The 17,428-nt window shown below is 72.8% G+C and carries 21 protein-coding genes; 7 read left to right on the plus strand and 14 right to left on the minus strand.

Features of this window, described 5'->3' with window-relative positions; all coding sequences use genetic code 11:
* Positions 1-42: 42 nt before the first annotated feature.
* The gene (locus ACWGH1_RS28910; protein WP_190187208.1) at positions 43-801 is read right to left on the minus strand and encodes a phosphoglyceromutase; all 759 of its coding nucleotides are present in this window, start codon (positions 799-801) and stop codon (positions 43-45) included.
* Between the two features lie 185 nt (positions 802-986).
* Here ACWGH1_RS28910 and ACWGH1_RS28915 point away from each other — a divergent pair, with 185 nt between their 5' ends.
* Positions 987-2,255 carry an MDR family MFS transporter gene (locus ACWGH1_RS28915; protein WP_453354558.1) on the plus strand — a complete coding sequence of 423 codons (1,269 nt, stop codon included), beginning with the start codon at positions 987-989 and terminating at the stop codon, positions 2,253-2,255.
* A gap of 16 nt (positions 2,256-2,271) precedes the next feature.
* Here ACWGH1_RS28915 and ACWGH1_RS28920 read toward each other — a convergent pair whose 3' ends face one another.
* The gene (locus ACWGH1_RS28920) at positions 2,272-2,763 is read right to left on the minus strand and encodes a YbjN domain-containing protein (protein ID WP_453354559.1); all 492 of its coding nucleotides are present in this window, start codon (positions 2,761-2,763) and stop codon (positions 2,272-2,274) included.
* The gene (mshA, locus tag ACWGH1_RS28925) at positions 2,756-4,138 is read right to left on the minus strand and encodes a D-inositol-3-phosphate glycosyltransferase (protein WP_453354560.1); all 1,383 of its coding nucleotides are present in this window, start codon (positions 4,136-4,138) and stop codon (positions 2,756-2,758) included. Before mshA ends, ACWGH1_RS28920 begins: the two co-directional genes overlap by 8 nt.
* A 260-nt stretch (positions 4,139-4,398) precedes the next feature.
* Between mshA and ACWGH1_RS28930 the strand changes: the two genes are divergently transcribed.
* The 3 genes from ACWGH1_RS28930 to ACWGH1_RS28940 all read left to right on the plus strand — a co-directional run bounded on the left by ACWGH1_RS28930 (position 4,399) and on the right by ACWGH1_RS28940 (position 8,090).
* On the plus strand, positions 4,399-5,211 hold the full coding sequence (locus ACWGH1_RS28930) for a class I SAM-dependent methyltransferase (protein WP_453354561.1): 813 nt from the start codon (positions 4,399-4,401) through the stop codon (positions 5,209-5,211).
* Between the two features lie 233 nt (positions 5,212-5,444).
* Positions 5,445-6,545 carry an NlpC/P60 family protein gene (locus tag ACWGH1_RS28935; RefSeq protein ID WP_453354562.1) on the plus strand — a complete coding sequence of 367 codons (1,101 nt, stop codon included), beginning with the start codon at positions 5,445-5,447 and terminating at the stop codon, positions 6,543-6,545.
* A 240-nt stretch (positions 6,546-6,785) separates the two neighbouring features.
* The gene (locus tag ACWGH1_RS28940; protein ID WP_453354563.1) at positions 6,786-8,090 is read left to right on the plus strand and encodes a PP2C family protein-serine/threonine phosphatase; all 1,305 of its coding nucleotides are present in this window, start codon (positions 6,786-6,788) and stop codon (positions 8,088-8,090) included.
* A 15-nt stretch (positions 8,091-8,105) separates the two neighbouring features.
* Here ACWGH1_RS28940 and ACWGH1_RS28945 read toward each other — a convergent pair whose 3' ends face one another.
* The 3 genes from ACWGH1_RS28945 to ACWGH1_RS28955 all read right to left on the minus strand — a co-directional run bounded on the left by ACWGH1_RS28945 (position 8,106) and on the right by ACWGH1_RS28955 (position 9,616).
* The gene (locus tag ACWGH1_RS28945) at positions 8,106-8,447 is read right to left on the minus strand and encodes a DUF2516 family protein (protein ID WP_453409147.1); all 342 of its coding nucleotides are present in this window, start codon (positions 8,445-8,447) and stop codon (positions 8,106-8,108) included.
* A gap of 146 nt (positions 8,448-8,593) precedes the next feature.
* The gene (locus tag ACWGH1_RS28950) at positions 8,594-9,199 is read right to left on the minus strand and encodes a hypothetical protein (RefSeq protein ID WP_453357415.1); all 606 of its coding nucleotides are present in this window, start codon (positions 9,197-9,199) and stop codon (positions 8,594-8,596) included.
* 24 nt (positions 9,200-9,223) lie between these two features.
* A complete protein-coding gene (locus ACWGH1_RS28955) occupies positions 9,224-9,616 on the minus strand; it encodes a helix-turn-helix domain-containing protein (RefSeq protein ID WP_453357414.1) in 393 nt (130 codons plus the stop codon).
* Between the two features lie 74 nt (positions 9,617-9,690).
* Between ACWGH1_RS28955 and ACWGH1_RS28960 the strand changes: the two genes are divergently transcribed.
* On the plus strand, positions 9,691-10,131 hold the full coding sequence (locus tag ACWGH1_RS28960; RefSeq protein ID WP_453357413.1) for a helix-turn-helix transcriptional regulator: 441 nt from the start codon (positions 9,691-9,693) through the stop codon (positions 10,129-10,131).
* Between the two features lie 10 nt (positions 10,132-10,141).
* Positions 10,142-10,555, plus strand: coding sequence for a VOC family protein (locus ACWGH1_RS28965; protein WP_453357412.1), 414 nt, complete (start codon positions 10,142-10,144; stop codon positions 10,553-10,555).
* Here ACWGH1_RS28965 and ACWGH1_RS28970 read toward each other — a convergent pair.
* The 3 genes from ACWGH1_RS28970 to ACWGH1_RS28980 form a co-directional block, all read right to left on the minus strand.
* Positions 10,552-11,358 carry a putative protein N(5)-glutamine methyltransferase gene (locus tag ACWGH1_RS28970; RefSeq protein WP_453409148.1) on the minus strand — a complete coding sequence of 269 codons (807 nt, stop codon included), beginning with the start codon at positions 11,356-11,358 and terminating at the stop codon, positions 10,552-10,554. The two genes, ACWGH1_RS28965 and ACWGH1_RS28970, sit on opposite strands and share 4 nt — an antisense overlap.
* A gap of 75 nt (positions 11,359-11,433) precedes the next feature.
* Positions 11,434-12,678, minus strand: coding sequence for a GNAT family N-acetyltransferase (locus ACWGH1_RS28975; protein WP_453356227.1), 1,245 nt, complete (start codon positions 12,676-12,678; stop codon positions 11,434-11,436).
* Positions 12,679-12,761: 83 nt separating this feature from the next.
* Positions 12,762-13,325, minus strand: a complete 564-nt coding sequence (locus ACWGH1_RS28980; RefSeq protein WP_453356228.1) for an RsiG family protein — start codon at positions 13,323-13,325, stop codon at positions 12,762-12,764.
* 133 nt (positions 13,326-13,458) lie between these two features.
* On the opposite strand from ACWGH1_RS28980, the gene dtd reads away from it, so the two are divergent.
* Entirely contained in the window at positions 13,459-13,884 is a 426-nt protein-coding gene (dtd, locus tag ACWGH1_RS28985; RefSeq protein WP_136213713.1) for a D-aminoacyl-tRNA deacylase, read from the plus strand.
* Between the two features lie 12 nt (positions 13,885-13,896).
* Here dtd and ygfZ read toward each other — a convergent pair whose 3' ends face one another.
* The 5 genes from ygfZ to ACWGH1_RS29010 form a co-directional block, all read right to left on the minus strand.
* The gene (ygfZ, locus tag ACWGH1_RS28990; RefSeq protein WP_453356229.1) at positions 13,897-14,865 is read right to left on the minus strand and encodes a CAF17-like 4Fe-4S cluster assembly/insertion protein YgfZ; all 969 of its coding nucleotides are present in this window, start codon (positions 14,863-14,865) and stop codon (positions 13,897-13,899) included.
* 21 nt (positions 14,866-14,886) lie between these two features.
* Positions 14,887-15,342, minus strand: coding sequence for a Fur family transcriptional regulator (locus tag ACWGH1_RS28995; protein WP_453356230.1), 456 nt, complete (start codon positions 15,340-15,342; stop codon positions 14,887-14,889).
* Between the two features lie 77 nt (positions 15,343-15,419).
* Positions 15,420-15,992 carry an FABP family protein gene (locus ACWGH1_RS29000; RefSeq protein WP_453355568.1) on the minus strand — a complete coding sequence of 191 codons (573 nt, stop codon included), beginning with the start codon at positions 15,990-15,992 and terminating at the stop codon, positions 15,420-15,422.
* 739 nt (positions 15,993-16,731) lie between these two features.
* Positions 16,732-17,019 carry a DUF3099 domain-containing protein gene (locus ACWGH1_RS29005; RefSeq protein WP_453355567.1) on the minus strand — a complete coding sequence of 96 codons (288 nt, stop codon included), beginning with the start codon at positions 17,017-17,019 and terminating at the stop codon, positions 16,732-16,734.
* A 109-nt stretch (positions 17,020-17,128) separates the two neighbouring features.
* A complete protein-coding gene (locus tag ACWGH1_RS29010) occupies positions 17,129-17,419 on the minus strand; it encodes a DUF1416 domain-containing protein (RefSeq protein WP_453355566.1) in 291 nt (96 codons plus the stop codon).
* Positions 17,420-17,428 lie beyond the last annotated feature (9 nt).

Consider the following 17,428-nt stretch of genomic DNA (forward strand, 5'->3'; position numbering starts at 1 on the left):
CGCCGGATTCCGGCGGGCGGGGGGCCTCTTCGCGGCTCGGGGTTACTTCTTGCCCTGGTTCTTGACGGCCTCGATGGCGGCCGCGGCGGCGGTCGGGTCGAGGTAGGTGCCGCCCGGGGTGAGGGGCTTGAAGTCGGCGTCCAGCTCGTAGGAGAGCGGGATGCCGGTCGGGATGTTGAGGCCCGCGATGTCGGCGTCCGAGATGCCGTCCAGGTGCTTGACCAGGGCGCGCAGGGAGTTGCCGTGGGCGGCGACCAGGACGGTGCGCCCGGTCAGCAGGTCCGGGACGATGGCGTCGTACCAGTACGGGAGCATGCGGACGACGACGTCCTTGAGGCACTCCGTGCGCGGGCGCAGCTCCGGCGGGATCGTCGCGTAGCGCGGGTCGTCCGACTGCGAGAACTCCGTACCGTCCTCGAGGGGCGGCGGCGGGGTGTCGTACGAGCGGCGCCACAGCATGAACTGCTCCTCGCCGAACTCGGCGAGCGTCTGGGCCTTGTCCTTGCCCTGGAGCGCGCCGTAGTGGCGCTCGTTCAGGCGCCAGGAGCGGTGGACCGGGATCCAGTGGCGGTCGGCGGCCTCCAGCGCCAGCTGCGCGGTGCGGATCGCGCGCTTCTGGAGCGAGGTGTGCACGACATCGGGGAGCAGGCCTGCGTCCTTGAGCAGCTCACCGCCGCGGACCGCCTCCTTCTCGCCCTTCTCGTTGAGATTGACGTCCACCCAGCCGGTGAACAGGTTCTTCGCGTTCCACTCGCTCTCGCCGTGGCGGAGGAGGATCAGCTTGTACGGTGCGTCGGCCATGCGTACGAGCCTAATGGACGGCCCGGGGCGCCCGCGCTCGGTGTCCACGGCGGTCGCGGGCCCGTTCACGCCCTTGCCGGACCCCGGTCGATTGACGCTCGGCGTCAATTGGGTGGCGGGTCGGGGACGCCCGCTCGTACGGTGCGGAGAGCTGTAGGGGCACTTACCTTCCGGGGGGAATCCGTATGTCGGTGGGCCGTTTGACGCGGGGGGCGCGGGAGAGCGTGACGGGGCTGCCGCGGGCCTTCTGGTGGCTGTGGACGAGCACGCTGGTGAACCGGCTGGGGGCCTTCGTCGCCACCTTCATGACCCTGTACCTGACCATCGACCGGGGCTATTCGGCCTCGTTCGCCGGTCTCGTGCTGGCCCTGCACGGGCTGGGCGGCGTGCTCTCCTCGCTGGTCGCGGGGGTGCTGACCGACCGGCTGGGGCGGCGGCCGACGCTGCTCGCCGCGCAGCTCTCGACCGCGTTCTCGGTGGCGCTGCTGGGGTTCATGGAGCACCCGGGGGCGATCGCCGCGGTGGCGCTGCTGGTCGGCATGACCTCGAACGCCTCCCGCCCGGCGGTCACGGCGATGATGGCGGACATCGTGCGGCCGGAGGACCGGGTACGCGCGTTCGCGCTGAACTACTGGGCCATCAACCTCGGCTTCGGCGTGAGCGCGATGGCCGCCGGGCTGGTGGCGGAGTACAGCTACCTGGCCGGGTTCCTGGGCGAGGCGACGCTGACCCTGCTGTGCGCGGTGCTGGTGTTCGCGAAGCTGCCCGAGTCCCGGCCGGTCAGGGACGCGGCCGCGGGCGGGGACGACGAGCCGGAGACCGGGCTGGGGACGGTGCTGCGCGACGGGCGGTTCATGGGGGTCGTCGGACTGTCCTTCCTGATCTCGCTGATCTTCACCCAGGGCTCGGTGGGACTGCCGGTGGCGATGGGCGCAGCCGGGTTCTCGGCCGGTGACTACGGGCTGGTCATCGCGGCGAACGGGCTGCTGATCGTGCTGCTCCAGATCCCGGTCACCCGGTTCATCGAGCACCGGGACCCGCAGCGGCTGCTGGTGGTCTCGGCGCTGCTCGCGGGCTACGGGTTCGCGTTGACCGCCTTCGCGGGGTCGCTGTGGGCGTACGCGCTGACGGTGTGCGTGTGGACGCTGGCCGAGATCGTGAACTCGCCGACGCAGATGGGGCTCGTGGCGCGGCTGTCACCGGTGCACGGTCGGGGGCGCTACCAGGGGATGTACACGCTGTCGTGGGCGGTGGCCTCGCTGGTGGCTCCGCTGATGGCCGGCTACGTGATCGACCGCCTGGGGGCCGGGTGGCTGTGGGGGGCGACCGGGGTGCTGGGGACGGTGGCCGGGCTCGGTTACTGGCTGCTGATGCGGCGGCTGCCGGCGGAGGCTCCGGCGCCCGTGGCAACGGCGGCCCCCGTTCAGTCCCGGCCGGACCCGGCCGTCGCCTGAAACGGGAAGACGGCCGTCAGGCGGGGCGTGTCAGGTGCCGGAAGGCGTCCAGGTTCCGGGTGGACTCGCCGCGCGCGACGCGCCACTCGTACTCGCGCCGGATCGCGCTCGCGAAGCCCAGCTCCAGCAGCGTGTTGAACGCTCCGTCCGCCGCCTCCAGGACCGTGCCGAGGAGGCGGTCCAGGTCGGCGGGGGTGACCACGCTCAGCGGGAGCCGCGCCGTCAGGTAGACGTCGCCGAGGCCGTCGACCGCGTACGCCATCCCGTACAGCTTGAGGTTGCGCTCCAGCAGCCAGCGGTGGACGCCCGCCTCGTTCTCGTCGGGGTGGCGGATGACGAAGGCGTTCACCGACAGGGAGTGCTTGCCGACCCGCAGCGAGCAGGTGGTGCTCAGCTTGCGGGTGCCGGGCAGCTGGACGACGTACGAGCCCGGTGACGGGCTCTCCCAGTCCAGACCGGCCTCGGACAGGGTGCTCTCGACGATCGCGGCGGTGTCAGCGTCAGCCATGGTGGGAGCGTACGCGACGGCGATGATCATGCATCGCCGCGGTGTAGACGTCCGCCGTGCCGCTCGCCGCCGTGTCCCAGCCGAAGAACTGCGCGTGCCGTGCGGCCTCGCCGCCCATGCGGCCGGTGAGCTCCGGTTCGTCCAGGAAGCGGCGCAGCTCCCGCGCGTAGTCGACCGGATCGTGTCCGGGTACGAGGATGCCCGTCACGCCGTCGTTGACGGCGACCGGCAGCCCGCCGACCGCTGCGGCGAGCACCGGGGTGCCGGTGGCCTGCGCCTCTATCGCGACGAGCCCGAAGGATTCGTTGTACGAGGGCATGACCAGCACCGACGCCGCCCGGAACCAGTCGGCGAGCCGGTCCTGCGCCACCGGCGGGTGGAAGTGGACCACGTCCGCGATGCCGAGCTTCGCGGCGAGCTTCTGCAGCCCCTCGGGCTTGGCGAGGCCGCTGCCGCTGGGGCCGCCGACGACGGGTACGAAGAGCCGCGCGCGCAGCGACGGATCCCGGTCGACCAGCTCCGCGACCGCCCGGAGCAGGATGTCGGGGGCCTTGAGCGGCTGGATCCGGCCCGCGAAGAGGGGGATCACGGCGTCCTGCGGGAGTCCGAGGCGGGCGCGGGCGGCGGCCCGGCCGTCGCCGACGGTGAAGCGGTCGAGGTTCACGCCGGGGTGGACGACGGCGACCTTGCCCGGGTCGGCGTCGTAGTGCCGGACGAGTTCGTCGGCCTCCTCGGCGGTGTTCGCGATGAGCCGGTCGGCGGCCGCGACGATCTGGGTCTCGCCGATGACGCGGGCGGCGGGCTCGGGGGTGTCGCCCTCGGCGAGCGCCGCATTCTTGACCTTGGCCATGGTGTGCATGGCGTGCACGAGCGGGACGCCCCAGCGTTCGGCGGCGAGCCAGCCGACGTGGCCGGAGAGCCAGTAGTGGGAGTGGACGAGGTCGTAGTAGCCGGGGCGGTGCCCGGCCCAGGCCTGCATCACGCCGTGCGTGAAGGCGCACAGCTGGGCCGGCAGCTCCTCCTTGGCCAGGCCTTCGTACGGGCCGGCGTCCACGTGCCGGACGAGGACACCGGGCGCCAGCTCGACCCGGGGCGGCAGGCCGCCGGTGGTGGCACGGGTGAAGATCTCGACCTCGACGTTGATCGCGGCCAGCCGCTTGGCCAGCTCGACGATGTACACGTTCATGCCGCCGGCGTCGCCGGTGCCGGGCTGGTGCAGCGGTGAGGTGTGCACGCTGAGCATGGCGACGCGGCGGGGCTTGCGGGAGTGGCCCACGGCCGGGAGCCGCAGCCGGGGCGACTCGTGGCGGGTCGAGCGGGCAGCGGCGAGGCGGCCGCTGATACTGCCGCCGAGGCGGGACACGTACTGGCTCAAGGGAGCAGTTCCTCTCGCTCGGACGGCGCGCTGGGGCTTGACGTAGGGCATGGCTCGTAGAGCGCGGTCAGCGCCCTGCTAGGAGTGCAACCCGGACGGACGCGTCCCGCATTCCGGGGTGGACGGATTTCCTGCGGGTCTTTTCGGGGACGGCGGAACCGGCCGGCGGGTCGGCAGGTCAGCGGCGGGGCGCCCGGCGGGTCGGCAGGGGTGCCCCGCGGGTTTTCCGCTCCCGCGCCCGCTCCGCATACGCTCGGCGCATGGCTTCCCGCAGCGCCCCACCGCCCCCCAGACGCCCCGTGGGCACGGTCACGCGCGGGACCACCAACCCGAACCGGCTGCGCCGGATGGACCGCTGGATCGCGGCCACGCACGGGGCCGCCCTGCGGCGCGTGCAGGCGCCGGTCGCGGTGGACCTCGGCTACGGGGCCGCGCCCTGGACGGCGGTCGAGCTGCTGGCCCGGCTGCGGGAGGCGGCGCCGGCGGTACGGGTGGTCGGGATCGAGATCGAGCCGGCCCGGGTGGCGGGGGCGAAGCCGTACGAACGGGACGGGCTCAGCTTCCGGCACGGCGGCTTCGAGGTCCCGCTGGACGGCGGGGCCGCCCCGATGCTGATCCGCGCGGCGAACGTACTGCGCCAGTACGACGAGGAGCAGGTCGAGGCGGTGTGGCGGCGGCTGTGCGGCCGGCTGGCCCCGGGCGGGCTGCTCGTCGAGGGGACGTGCGACGAGATCGGGCGGCGCCACGTATGGGTCGCACTCGGCCCGGAGGGGGCGCGCACGGTGACCTTCGCGACCCGGCTGGGCTCCCTGGAGCGCCCCTCGGACCTGGCGGAGCGACTGCCGAAGGCGCTGATCCACCGGAACGTGCCGGGCGAGCCGGTGCACTCCTTCCTGCGCGACTTCGACCGCGCGTGGGCGGCGGCGGCTCCGTACGCCTCGTACGGGGCCCGGCAGCGCTGGATCCGCACGGCGCGCGCGCTGGCCGTCGACTGGCCGCTCGCGGACGGCCCGGTGCGGTGGCGGCAGGGGGAACTGACCGTGCGCTGGGAGGCGTTGCGCCCGACGGGGTGAACATCGCCCACCGGGGAACCGGTGTTGGGGACCGGCCGTTGAGCCGTGAGGGGTGAGGGTGCCGCGGCGCGGTACGGCCGGGGCGGTCGCAGGTGGTGCGGGGGTTGTCCACAGAGGGTGTCGGAATCCGCGCACTCGTGGCACCATCCCGAAGGCGGCAATAAGTTACTGATGGATAGTCAGATGTGATGTCGAGAGATGTCCCGTCTGTCTCGGGGTGCGTGGGGGGAACCATGGGGACCGTGAAGCGAGCGCGCCGATGGGGCGCATCCGCTCTCACGCTGCTGTGCGCGATGGCGGTACTGGCGAGCGCGCCGGTCCTCGGCCTTTCGGGGACCGCCTCCGCGGCGCCGGTCGCGCCGGCGGCGCCCACGGCGCCCACCGCGCCGGAGCCCGGGACCAAGTCCCTGGAGCAGGTCCGCAAGGAGATCGACGACCTTTACCGCCAGGCCGGATCGGCCACGGACGCCTACAACCAGGCGGAGAGCGAGGCCAAGGCCCAGTCCGAACGGGTCGTGGAGCTCGCCAAGCTGATCGCGGCCGGCCGGGAGCGGATCGCCTCGCTGAAGGACCGCGCGGGGGCCGCCGCCCGCGCGCAGTACCGCTCCAGCGGCCTGCCGCCGGGCGCGCGCCTCGCGCTGAGCGGCAGTCCGAGCCAGTACCTGGACGGCGCGGACCGGTTGCGCCAGGGCGAGAAGGCCACCGCGGACCTGCTCGCCGGCCTGAACCGCACGCAGAACGACCTCCAGCGGTACGCCAAGGACGCGAGCGCGCTGTGGCAGACGCTGGAGGCGAACCGGATCAAGCAGGAGACCGCCAAGAAGCAGGTCGAGGAGAAGATCAAGGCGGCTCAGGAGCTGGAGAGCAAGCTGGAGGCCGAGGAGAAGGCCCGGCTGCTCCAGCTGGAACAGGACGCGCAGCGCCAGGCGCAGACGGCCTGGCTGTCGTCGGGCGTCCTGAAGGAGATCAACGGCACGGCGTCGGAGGCGGGGAAGAAGGCGATCCAGTTCGCCACCGCCCAGATGGGCAAGCCGTACGTGTGGGGCGCCGTGGGGCCGCTCTCGTACGACTGCTCCGGACTGACCTCGCAGGCGTGGCTGGCGGCGGGCCGCGGCATTCCGCGGACTTCGCAGGAGCAGCTGCGGCTGCTGCCGAAGGTGGCGATCAAGGACATGCGTCCGGGCGATCTGATCATCTACTTCGACGACGCCAGCCATGTCGCCCTGTACGTGGGCGACGGCGCGATCATCCACGCCCCGCGCCCGGGACGCAACGTCACGCTGGCGGGCGCGGGCTCGATGCCGATCAAGGCGGTGGTCCGCCCGGACGCGTGACGGACGGGCGCGGGCCGGGCCGGCACCTGCCGTCCCGGCATCCCCGTGTACCCGCCTACCCGCGTCCCGGCGTCCCCGTGTACCCGCGTCCCGGCGTCTCGGTGGGCGGGACGCCGGCCGGTCGCGTCGTGACGTTGGTCATCCCGGCGTCCGGGCTTTCCCCGCGATAACGGCATATGACGCGGGCTCCTCTCCGCGCCGCCGTTCCCCCGCCCGCACCGGCCCGCTAGGGTCGACCGCATGAGCGCACCCTCGGGGGGAGCGAAGGAACCGGAGACGATGCCCGCACCCGTACCGCGGCAGCGGGACACCCTTGTCACACCGGCCGGCCGGCCGGTCCGGCCCGCCGCCCCGGCGGCCCAGGCGGCCCCCGCGCCCTCCCTGACCCTGCTGGTCATCGAGGACGACCCCACCGGCGACCTCACCGTCCCGGAGATCCTCCACGGCGACGGCCACCGCATCCGGCTCCGCACCGCCCGCAACCTCACCGAGGCGGCCCGGCTCCTCACGCCCGACGTGCACTGCGTCCTGCTCGACCTCTCCCTGCCCCAGCCCGGCGGCGCCAAGGACGACCCGCTCGCCACGCTCCGCGAGGTGCTGCGCATCGCCCCGCGCCACGCCGTGCTCGTCCTCACCGCGGAAGCGGACGCCGAGCGCGCCGCCGAAGCCGTCCGCGTGGGCGCCCAGGACTTCCTCTTCCGCGACGAACTCGACGGCCGTCTCCTCAGCCGCGCGATCCGCTACGCCGTGGAACGCAAGCGGGCCGACATCGCCCAGTACAAGCTTGCAGAATCGAAACTGCGCGCCCAGGAGAACGCCCGTCTGGAACGCGGGCTGCTGCCCAACCCGCTGCTCGACGGCTCCGACCTGCGCTTCGCCGCCCGCTACCGGCCGGGCCGCAGCCGCGCCCTGCTCGGCGGGGACTTCTACGACACCGTCCGCACCCCCGACGGCACCGTGCACGCCATGATCGGCGACGTCTGCGGCCACGGCCCCGACGAGGCGGCCCTCGGCGTGGAGCTGCGCATCGCCTGGCGCGCGCTGACCCTGGCCGGCATGTGCGGGGACGACCTGCTGGCCACCCTCCAGCAGGTCCTGGAGGTGGAGCGCCCCTGTGACGAGATCTTCGCGACGCTGTGCACGGTGGACATCTCCCCCGACGGCCGCCACGCCGGTCTGTGCCTGGCCGGCCACCCGGCGCCGCTGATCGTCCGGGCGGACGGCCCGGCCCGGCTCCTGCCGTACGAGAGCAGCGGTCCGGCGCTCGGCCTGCTTCCCAAGGCCCGCTGGCCGCGCCGACAGGTGGAGCTGGGCGGCGCGTGGAGCCTGATGCTCTACACCGACGGCCTGATCGAAGGCCGCGTCGGCGAGGGCAGGGAACGCCTCGGCCAGGACGGCATGATCGAGATGATCAACCGGCACCTCGATGCCGGCCTGAGCGGCGAGAGCCTGCTGGAAGCCTCCGTCACGGAAGCCCGCCGGCTCAACGGCGGCGAGCTGACCGACGACGTCGCGGTGGTGCTGCTCTCGCGCGACGGCGGCTGACGAACGGGCGGCCGGCTACCGGCCGCCGTTGTACGGGCCGTACGGCCCGTCGCTGCTGCTGCCGCCACGGCGCCGGCCGCCGCCGCCCGAGACCTGCTTGAGGGCCGGCCGGACGTCGACGAAGAAGACGATGGTGGCCACCAGTCCGGCGATCTCCAGGAACAGCATCCCGAGGAAGAAGTCCACGAGGACGGTGATGCCGAGGATGACCAGCCAGAAGGTCTTGGTCTGCTTCTCCGCGGCCCGGTAGGCGTCCTCGCGCGCGATCAGCGCGAGGACGAACGCCACCACGGCGAGCGCCAGCATGGCGAACCCGAGCAGCGGGAGCACCCCGTTGTCGAAACCGTTCATCAACATCGCCCGACCGCCTCTTCCCGCGTACGCCGTCTGATACCGCCCGATACCGCCTGCCTCCACGCTACTGGCAGGGCCGCCCTCACAGCGGACAACGGACCGGGCACCTTCCAGGTGCCCGGTCCGTCATCACCCCACTCGTCCCGCGATCAGCTCTCGTCGCCGGGCGTGGCGGCGGTCTTCTTCGTCGGCGCCTTACGGACGCCGGGCTTCCGCGCGCCGGACTTCTCCTCGTCGGCGGAGGCCGAGGGGGAGGCGGACTCCGACGCGGACGACGCCTGCGCGTCGGTTCCGGCGCCGGGACCGGCCTGCGCCGGGACGTCCGGCTCCACGGCGGCGGCGATGTCGACGATCTCCTCGGAAACCTCGCCGCGCCAGGCGCGGACGGCCTGCTCACCGTGCTCGGCGACCTTGTCGTAGGTCTCCTTCGCCCGCACCGCGTACTCGGCGGCCACGCCCACGCCGCGCAGCGCCAGGTCCTGCGCGGTCTCGCCCAGCTTCTTCGGGTCGATCGCGCCGAGGACCTCGGCGAACTTGGCGGCGACGACCTCCTGCGCCTTGTTGGCCTTCTCCTGCACGATCTTCGTGTCGGTGTTCCGGACGGCCTCGATGCGCGCGGGGGCCTCGGTGCGCAGCTGCTCGATCAGTCCGGGCACCTTCTTGGCCTGCTGCACGGCGAGGTCGGCGGTGCCGGCGGCGAAGTAGAGGGGGGTCGGGTCGGTGAGGGTCTTCTTCAGGTCATCGGCGATGGCCATGTGCTTGGTCCTCCCGGATCACAGTCAGTTCGTGTGGGGCTTCTCGTCGTCGGCACCGGCCGGATCGGCCTCGAAGGCGTTCTCCTTGCGGAACGACTCGTAGATCTGCAGCAGCACCTGTTTCTGCCGCTCGTTTATCGAGGGGTCGGCGAGGATGACGGACCGCGTCTCCACCTCGTCGCGATCCCGCTCGTCCAGGATCCCGGCCTGCACGTACAGCGTCTCCGCGGAGATCCGCAGCGCCTTGGCCAGCTGCTGGAGGATGTCCGCGCTCGGCTTGCGCAGCCCGCGCTCGATCTGGCTCAGGTACGGATTCGACACCCCCGCCGCCTCGGCCAGCTGCCGCAGCGAGAGCTGCGCCTGCCGCCGTTGCTCACGGAGGTACTCGCCGAGGTTTCCGACGTTGAGCGATGCCATGCCCCCATGCTGCCGCAGCCCGCTAACTATTGCAAGCAGGCGCTTGCAATAGCTCCCAGTGATACCTTCGGGAGATGGATCCCCAGGAGCTCGCCAACCTCGCGCACCTGCGCCGGGCGCGGGACCTGATCGACCGGGAGTACGCCCGCCCGCTCGACGTGCCCACCATGGCGCGCCACGCGCTGATGTCGCCGGCGCACTTCTCCCGCCGGTTCCGGGCGGTCTACGGCGAGACCCCGTACAGCTACCTCATGACCCGCCGGATCGAGCGGGCGATGGCGCTGCTGCGCGGTGGCATGAGCGTCACCGACGCGTGCATGACCGTCGGCTGTACCTCGCTCGGCTCGTTCAGCTCGCGGTTCACCGAAATCGTGGGCGAGACCCCCAGCGCCTACCGCAGCGGGGAGCACAGCGCGGTGTCGGCGATGCCCGCCTGCGTGGCCAAGGTGTACACGCGCCCCACCAGGGAAACGCCGAGCAGGATCCGAGAAGCGGGCCCTTCGGCCGCCCCCTAGCGTGGGCGGCATGAACATCTCTCTCCAGTACTGCCACATCACCGTCAACGACGTGGACGAGGCGCTCGGCTTCTACCGCGACGCGCTCGGCCTCGAGGTCCGCAACGACGTCGCCTCGGGCGACCACCGCTGGGTCACCCTCGGCAACGCCGCGCAGCCGGGTCTCGAAATCGTCATCTCCGACCCGCACGCGGGCCGTTCCCCGGCCGACGGCGACGCGCTCCAGGAGCTGCTCACCAAGGGCGTCCTGCCGATGGTCGTCTTCCGCAGCGACGACCTCGACGCGACGTTCGAGAAGGTCCGGGCATCCGGCGCCGAGGTGCTCCAGGAACCCATCGACCAGCCGTGGGGACCGCGCGACTGCGCGTTCCGCGACCCGTCGGGCAACCTCGTACGCATCAACCAGGCGCCGGCCGCGGCCTAGCGGGCCGGCTGGCCGACCGCCTGACCGCCCGCCCGACCGGCCGCAGGGGCGGTGCCGATCAGCACCGTCGCGTGGAACTCGTCCGAGCTGACCGCGCGCACCGCGAGGCCGCCCGAGGTCAGGGCCGACGCCGTCAGCGGGGACTGGCGGGCACTCGTCTCGATCAGCAGGAGGCCGCCCGGGGCCAGCCACCGGGCGGCCTGCGCCGCGACCCGCCGGTGGACGGCCACGCCGTCCGGGCCGCCGTCCAGCGTGGCGGCCGGCTCGTGGTCGCGGGCTTCCGCCGGGAGGAAGGCGATCTCCTCCGTCGGCACGTACGGGGCGTTGACCACAAGCACGTCCACCCGACCCCGCAGCGCGGCGGGCAGCGCCGCGTACAGGTCGCCCCGGTGCACCCGGCCCCCGTACGGCGCCACGTTGCGCCGCGCGTACACCAGCGCCCCCGCGTCGATGTCCGCCGCGTGCAGCTCGACCCCCGGGACCCGGGAGGCCACCGCCGCCCCGAGCGCGCCCACCCCGCAGCACAGGTCCACGACGACCGAGCCCGGACCGGTCCGTGCCACCGCCTGCCCCGCCAGGAACTCGCTGCGCCGGCGCGGTACGAAGACCCCCTCGCCCACCTCCATGCGCAGCCCGCAGAACTCCGCCCAGCCGACGACCGTTTCCAGCGGCTCGCCGGCCACCCGGCGCGCCAGCAGCTCCGCCAGGTGCCCCTCGTCCCGGGCGGCCGCCGTCAGCAGCTCCGCCTCCTCCTCCGCGAACACGCAGCCGGCCGCGCGCAGGAGTTCCACCAGTGTGGCCACGTACTCAGTCCTCAGTGTCGATGTCGTCGGCGACGATACGGGCGCCGCCCGCCCGCCCTGCCCGCCGGGAGCCGGTCAGAACATGTCCGGGCACCACGGCCTGCGTGCCGTGCGGAACACCGCGTCCGCCAGCGCCACCGCCCCCGGCCGCTCCTCCGCGACCAGGCCGAGCGCCGCCAGCCGGACCGCCGACTCGTCGCCGAGGTACAGCGATCCGAGCGCGGAGACGTCCAGCCGCAGATCGGCCGGCTCCCGGGTCCGGGCGCACTCGCCACTGCCCGCGTCCAGCCGGTAGCGCCCGTCGGCCAGGCCCGCCGGGTCGGTCACCTCCAGGACCAGCACCCCCGGCACGGCATACGTGCGCGCCGCCAGCGCCCGTACGACGTCCAGCACCCGCACCCACAGGAAGTCCGCGGCGGTGACCAGGCGGGCGGCGCGCGGGTCCGGCAGGAACCGCGCCAGCAGGTCGTCGGGGGCCCGGTAGCCCGTTCGCACCTTCTGCACCCAGTCGATCGAGCACAGGAAGTGCCACAGCGCCCGCTCCGCGGCCGGGGTCAGCGCGATCAGATCCTGTACCTGCAGGGTGTTCTGCGGGATCTTCGCGTCCGACCAGTGGTCGTCGACGCGGTAGGTGGCCAGGCCCGCCACTTCGCCCTCCGCAGTGCGGTGGACGGCGTGGAACTTCGGCCGGTACGGGCGGAAGGAGGTCTCCTGCACGCCGGTGAACAGGTCCCACCAGCGGTCCCCCCGGTCGACCGCGCCGGGCGTCGCCGCGCGCAGCCGCTCGTGCAGTTCGGGCCCCACCCGCCGCACCTCGGCGCCGTCCACGAGGTCGATCCGGCCGCCGTCCGCGGGCCCGGACAGGTGCGGGTCGAGCCCGCTGCGCGGTACGTCGACCTCCCACTCGGAGGTGTACGTCGCGGGCCCGAACCCGTAGCGCCCGTAGATCGGGAACTCGGCCGCGAGCAGGGTCGCCACGACGTCGCCCCGGTCCCGGGCGGCCGCCAGCTCGGCGGCCATCATCCGGGTCAGCAGGCCCTGGCGGCGGTGCGTCGCCAGCACGGTGACGTTCGTGACCGCGCTGGCGGGCACGGCCGCCCCGCCGGGCACCGTCAGCTGCTGGGCGAAGGAGCGGAAGGTGGCCACGCAGCGGCCGGTGCCGGTGTCGAAGCCGCCCTGGGTGCGGGCGAGGTCGCCGTACTTGGCGCGCTGGGCGACGTCCGAGTCGCTCACCCGGGCCGCCATCAGGAACCCGGTGTTCACGGTCTGGACCCACTCGCGGAGTTCCGCTTCGGCTATCGGCCGGATGTCAGCGCTCATAGCCGCCCACGCTAACCGGCCGCCCGGCCGGGGTCGCCCGATTTTCCGCGCGGTCGCCGCCCCTGCCCGAGCAGCGCGCCGCGCTACGCCAGCAGGTCGTCCACCTGCGCCTCGCCCTCCCGGTAGCGCCGGGTGATCTCCGCGATGGAGTCGTCCGCCATGCGCTGCAACTGCTGTCTGCGCCGCGAGACCTGCTGCTCGTAGCGGATCAGCCGGGCCATCGCCTCGTGCAGTTCGGCGTCCGTGCGGGCGCCCAGGTCCGACAGCTCCACGTCCGACAGCATCTCGGCCGCCAGCAGCCGGGACTCCTCGCTCTGCGGGGTGCCGAGCGTGACGTGCCGGGCCGAGGCGCTGCGGCTGGACGGGGCGTCCGCGAGGATCTCCGAGAGCCGGTCCACCACCGGCGCCTCGGGATCCGTACGCCGCGCCAGCTCGGCGCGCAGGATGTCGATGCGGCCGTGCAGGAGTCTGCGTACGTAGCTCAGATCGGCCTCGTCGCGCTGTGCGTCACGCCGCAGCGCGCGCAGCTCCGGCAGCCCGAGCGCGGTGGCCGGGATGGTCGGTCCCGGGTCGTCGCCGTTGCGCTGGACGGGCGGCCGGGCCGCCGATGACGCGGGTACAGGTACGGAGGTACCAGAGATGTTCATGCGTTGTGTGTCCGTCCCCTCGACCGGTGCTGGTGGCACCGCCTTCCAGCATCGTGCCACTGACCGCGGTGCCGACGCAGTCCCACGCCACCCGATCGGCCCCGGACGGGTGCACGCCTGGTACACAGGTGGTATGCGAGCAGTGGTGCAGAGGGTGGACGGCGCGAGCGTCGTGGTGGCCGGCGAGACCGTCGGGGAGATCGTGGGCGAGGGCCTGTGCGTCCTGGTGGGGGTGACGCACGACGACACGCCGGAGAAGGCGGCGCTGCTGGCCCGCAAGCTGTGGTCGGTGCGGATCCTGGAAGCGGAGAAGTCCTGCAGCGACGTGAACGCCCCGCTGCTGGTGATCTCCCAGTTCACGCTCTACGGGGACGCGCGCAAGGGCCGTCGGCCCACCTGGAACGCGGCCGCGCCCGGGCCGGTGGCCGAACCGCTGGTCGACGAGGTGGTGGCGCAGCTGCGCGCGCTGGGCGCGACGGTGGAGACGGGCCGGTTCGGGGCGGACATGCGCGTCTCGCTCACCAACCACGGCCCGTTCACCATCGTCATCGACATCTAGCGGACCGGACGGCTACGGCGCGACGACGACCTCCTGGGCGGCGGCCGTCGTACCGACCAGCAGCGGCGCGTCCACCGGCACGTTCCGCTTCACCAGCGCCAGCGCGATCGGCCCCAGCTCGTGGTGGCGGACGGCGGTGGTCACGAAGCCGAGCTGGCGGCCCTCCTCCCCGTCCGCGGCGAGCCGTACGGGCGTCCCGTGCGCCGGGAGCAGCACCTCGGAGCCGTCCAGGTGCAGGAAGACGAGACGGCGCGGGGGCTTCCCCAGGTTGTGGACGCGGGCCACCGTCTCCTGGCCCCGGTAGCAGCCCTTCTGGAGGTGCACGGCGGTGCCGATCCAGCCCAGCTCGTGCGGGATCGTCCGGTGGTCGGTCTCCTGGCCGAGCCGCGGCCGGTGCGCCTCGACGCGCAGCGCCTCGTACGCGAGCAGCCCGGCGGCCGGACCGTGCGATGCGTCGAAGGCCTCCAGCTCTCCGCGGGGCAGGAACACGTCGCGGCCGTGCGCGGTCTCGCGTACGGCGAGCTCCTTGGACACCTCGGCGATCGAGCCGGCCGGCAGGTGCACGACCGCGAAGTCCTCCGTCCGGTCGGCGACCTCGACCCGGTAGAAGAACTTCATCGACTCCAGGTAGCCGATCAGCGCCTCCTGCGTGCCGGGCTCGACGTGCGCCCACACCGTCTCGCCGTCGTCGACGAGGTACAGCGCGTGCTCGATGTGCCCGTTGGCGGAGAGGATCAGCGCCTCGGTGGCCTGCCCGGGCGGCAGGTCGGTGACGTGCTGGGTGAGCAGCAGGTGCAGCCAGCTCAGCCGGTCCGGCCCGGTGACGGTGACGACCCCGCGGTGGGAGAGGTCTACGAAGCCCCGGCCGTCCGCGAGGGCGCGCTGTTCGCCGTACAGCTCTCCGTAGTGGGCGGCGACGCCCTCGTCGCGGCCTTCGGCCGGTACGGCGCCGGGGAGATGGAGCAAGGGGCTGCTGGTCATGGCTCCAAGCGTACGGCCCCGTCAGGCGGAGCCGGAGCGGCGCTTGGCAGCGCAGTCGGCGCACAGCCCGAAGATCGCGAAGTGCTTCATGTCGGTCTCGAACCCGAAGGTGGTGCGGAGCTTCGCGGTGAACTCGGCGGCGACGTCCAGATCGGCCTCGATCACCTCGGTGCAGTCGCGGCAGACCAGGTGGATGTGGTGGTGCCGGTCCGCGAGGTGATAGGTGGGGGCGCCGTGCCCGAGGTGCGCGTGCGAGACCAGACCGAGCTCTTCGAGCAGCTCCAGCGTGCGGTAGACGGTGGAGATGTTGACCCCGGAGGCGGTCTTGCGCACCTGGGCGAGGATCTCGTCCGGGGTGGCGTGCTCCAGGGCGTCGACCGCTTCCAGCACCAGCTGGCGCTGCGGTGTCAGCCGGTAGCCGCGCCGGCGCAGGTCGGTCTTCCAGTCGGTGCCTTCGGTGCTCTCGGTGCTCACCACCCGGCCAGTGTAAGCGCGCGAAGGGGACCGCGGGCTCGGCCCGCGGTCCCCTTCTCGCACGGTCTGCGGCTGCCCGCTCAGCGGAAGAAGGCGATGCCGTCGTCCGGCATGTCCGGGAGGTTGCGCGCCATCTCGGCGACCTCCTCGGGCGTGACGACCTTCTTGAGCTGGGCCGACATGTACGGGCGCAGCTCGATGTCCGGGGTCGCCTTCTCGCCGACCCACATCAGGTCGCTCTTCACGTACCCGTAGAGCCGCTTGCCGCCGCTGTACGGGCCGGAGGCGGCGGTGCGGGCCACGGCGTCCGTCACCAGGTCGATCTGGGGCTTCTGGTCGGCGAGCTCGCCGTACCAGATCTCGACGACGCCCTGGTCCCGGACCATGACGACCTCCACCTTGCGGTCGGCGTCGATGCGCCAGTAGCCGCTCTCCGCCTCCAGCGGCCGCACCTTGTTGCCCTCGGCGTCGAGCACCCAGGTGCGCGAGCGGTACTCCAGGAAGTCCCGGCCGTCGTGGCCGAAGACGACTTCCTGGCCGAAGTTGCACTTCTCCTCGCCGGGGAAGTCGAAGACGCCCGCGCCCTCCCAGGTACCGAGGAGGAAGGCGAGGGGGACGAGGCCCGGGTTCAGGTCGGACGGGATCTGGATCATGGGTGGCTGCTCAGACGATCTGTGTGAGGGGTTCCGGGGACGGGGTCGGTCAGCGCTGGCCCTGGTACAGCTTCTTCACGGCGAGGCCGGTGAAGGCGAGGACGCCGACGCAGACCAGGATGAGCAGGGAGGTGAAGACTGCCTCAAGCACGGGGTGCTCCTCGGAGTTTTGTGGGCGGTACGGGGCCGGTCCCCAAGCCTACTGGCCCGGGAACCGGCGCACTGTGTGAGGTAGCCCGTACCGGCGCTCAGCCGAGCAGCTGCCGCTGCAGGACCACCGTCTGGTGGAAGGGCACGAGGGCAGCGCGTCTCGTACCCCGACTGCGCGTCCTGCGCCCCGGCCGGGGCGTCCAGGAGCTTCTTCGCCAGGTCCTCGTCCGCCTTGTCCCACCGGCTGGCGTTGATCGTCCGGTCAGTCGTCGCTTCGTTGGCGGCGACCGGGGCCGGCATCGCCAGGTCCTGCCGGGCCAGCGGCGGGAGCGGCGTGGGCGGGCGCCCCTACTGGACGGCGTAGCCGTCACCGTACCGGCGACGACGCCGAGCACGAGGGCGCCCGCGACGAGCAGCGCGGCGCGCCGCCCTCCCCGTATCCGGGGCGCGGGCGGCGTCTGTTCTCGTTCCAAGGGTGGTCCCCCCACGGGACGTGAGGCGGCGGTCCGATACCGGCGCGCGGAGGGGAGACAGCCCGTGGCGGGGACCAGTTGTGCGCACCCTTATTACATTTTGATACCGCGAGGTTCTACTCTTCCCGCCGGTCCTCGTGGGGGTCCTGCCGACGGCGCTTCCCGTCCAGTTCGTCCCACCACTCGTCGGACTTCGGATCGCCCGAGGGGTCGTCCCACCAGCGGTCGTCCGGGCCGCGCCGGTTCGCGGTCATCGCGGCGACCGGCGGGATCACCATGGCCACGACGCACAGCGCCACGGCCGCCTCCACCGACCACAGGCGCACGAACGCCCAGGCGGAGACGAAGAGGAACAGACAGCCGCCCATCATCAGGAAATAGACGCGGCGCCTCTTGGCGTACATACCTCCAGAATAGGGCGGTCCCCGGACGGCGCGAAGGGCCGCACCCCGTTCCAGTGGCGTCCAACCCCCTGGGGTGCGGCCCTCCGGCCGGTCGTACGTGGAGCAGCGGTCAGACCGCGATCGCCACGTCCGTCACTCCGCCGGCCTGGGCGACGACGACGGCACGGTCCGCCTGGGCACCCGGGACGAGCGCCCGCAGCGTCCAGGAGCCGGTGGCGGCGTAGAAGCGGAACTGGCCGGTGGCCGAGGTCGGGACCTCGGCGGTGAACTCGCCGGTCGAGTCCAGCAGCCGTACGTAACCGCTGACGGGCTCGCCGTCCTTGGTCACCTGGCCCTGGATGGCGGTCTCACCGGGCTTGAGCGTGGCGAGGTCGGGCCCGCCGATCTGTGCTCCACACATGTTTCTCTG

It is taken from the genome of Streptomyces sp. NPDC054883, from assembly GCF_053610645.1.

What these genes read in the sequence shown, in the direction of transcription:
- ACWGH1_RS28910 (WP_190187208.1), bottom strand. Translation starts at nt 801, where the DNA reads ATGGCCGACGCACCGTACAAGCTGATCCTCCTCCGCCACGGCGAGAGC.
- ACWGH1_RS28915 (WP_453354558.1), top strand. Translation starts at nt 987, where the DNA reads ATGTCGGTGGGCCGTTTGACGCGGGGGGCGCGGGAGAGCGTGACGGGG.
- ACWGH1_RS28920 (WP_453354559.1), bottom strand. Translation starts at nt 2,763, where the DNA reads ATGGCTGACGCTGACACCGCCGCGATCGTCGAGAGCACCCTGTCCGAG.
- ACWGH1_RS28930 (WP_453354561.1), top strand. Translation starts at nt 4,399, where the DNA reads ATGGCTTCCCGCAGCGCCCCACCGCCCCCCAGACGCCCCGTGGGCACG.
- ACWGH1_RS28935 (WP_453354562.1), top strand. Translation starts at nt 5,445, where the DNA reads ATGGGGACCGTGAAGCGAGCGCGCCGATGGGGCGCATCCGCTCTCACG.
- ACWGH1_RS28940 (WP_453354563.1), top strand. Translation starts at nt 6,786, where the DNA reads ATGAGCGCACCCTCGGGGGGAGCGAAGGAACCGGAGACGATGCCCGCA.
- ACWGH1_RS28945 (WP_453409147.1), bottom strand. Translation starts at nt 8,447, where the DNA reads ATGTTGATGAACGGTTTCGACAACGGGGTGCTCCCGCTGCTCGGGTTC.
- ACWGH1_RS28950 (WP_453357415.1), bottom strand. Translation starts at nt 9,199, where the DNA reads ATGGCCATCGCCGATGACCTGAAGAAGACCCTCACCGACCCGACCCCC.
- ACWGH1_RS28955 (WP_453357414.1), bottom strand. Translation starts at nt 9,616, where the DNA reads ATGGCATCGCTCAACGTCGGAAACCTCGGCGAGTACCTCCGTGAGCAA.
- ACWGH1_RS28960 (WP_453357413.1), top strand. Translation starts at nt 9,691, where the DNA reads ATGGATCCCCAGGAGCTCGCCAACCTCGCGCACCTGCGCCGGGCGCGG.
- ACWGH1_RS28965 (WP_453357412.1), top strand. Translation starts at nt 10,142, where the DNA reads ATGAACATCTCTCTCCAGTACTGCCACATCACCGTCAACGACGTGGAC.
- ACWGH1_RS28975 (WP_453356227.1), bottom strand. Translation starts at nt 12,678, where the DNA reads ATGAGCGCTGACATCCGGCCGATAGCCGAAGCGGAACTCCGCGAGTGG.
- ACWGH1_RS28980 (WP_453356228.1), bottom strand. Translation starts at nt 13,325, where the DNA reads ATGAACATCTCTGGTACCTCCGTACCTGTACCCGCGTCATCGGCGGCC.
- dtd (WP_136213713.1), top strand. Translation starts at nt 13,459, where the DNA reads ATGCGAGCAGTGGTGCAGAGGGTGGACGGCGCGAGCGTCGTGGTGGCC.
- ygfZ (WP_453356229.1), bottom strand. Translation starts at nt 14,865, where the DNA reads ATGACCAGCAGCCCCTTGCTCCATCTCCCCGGCGCCGTACCGGCCGAA.
- ACWGH1_RS29000 (WP_453355568.1), bottom strand. Translation starts at nt 15,992, where the DNA reads ATGATCCAGATCCCGTCCGACCTGAACCCGGGCCTCGTCCCCCTCGCC.
- ACWGH1_RS29005 (WP_453355567.1), bottom strand. Translation starts at nt 17,019, where the DNA reads ATGTACGCCAAGAGGCGCCGCGTCTATTTCCTGATGATGGGCGGCTGT.
- ACWGH1_RS29010 (WP_453355566.1), bottom strand. Translation starts at nt 17,419, where the DNA reads ATGTGTGGAGCACAGATCGGCGGGCCCGACCTCGCCACGCTCAAGCCC.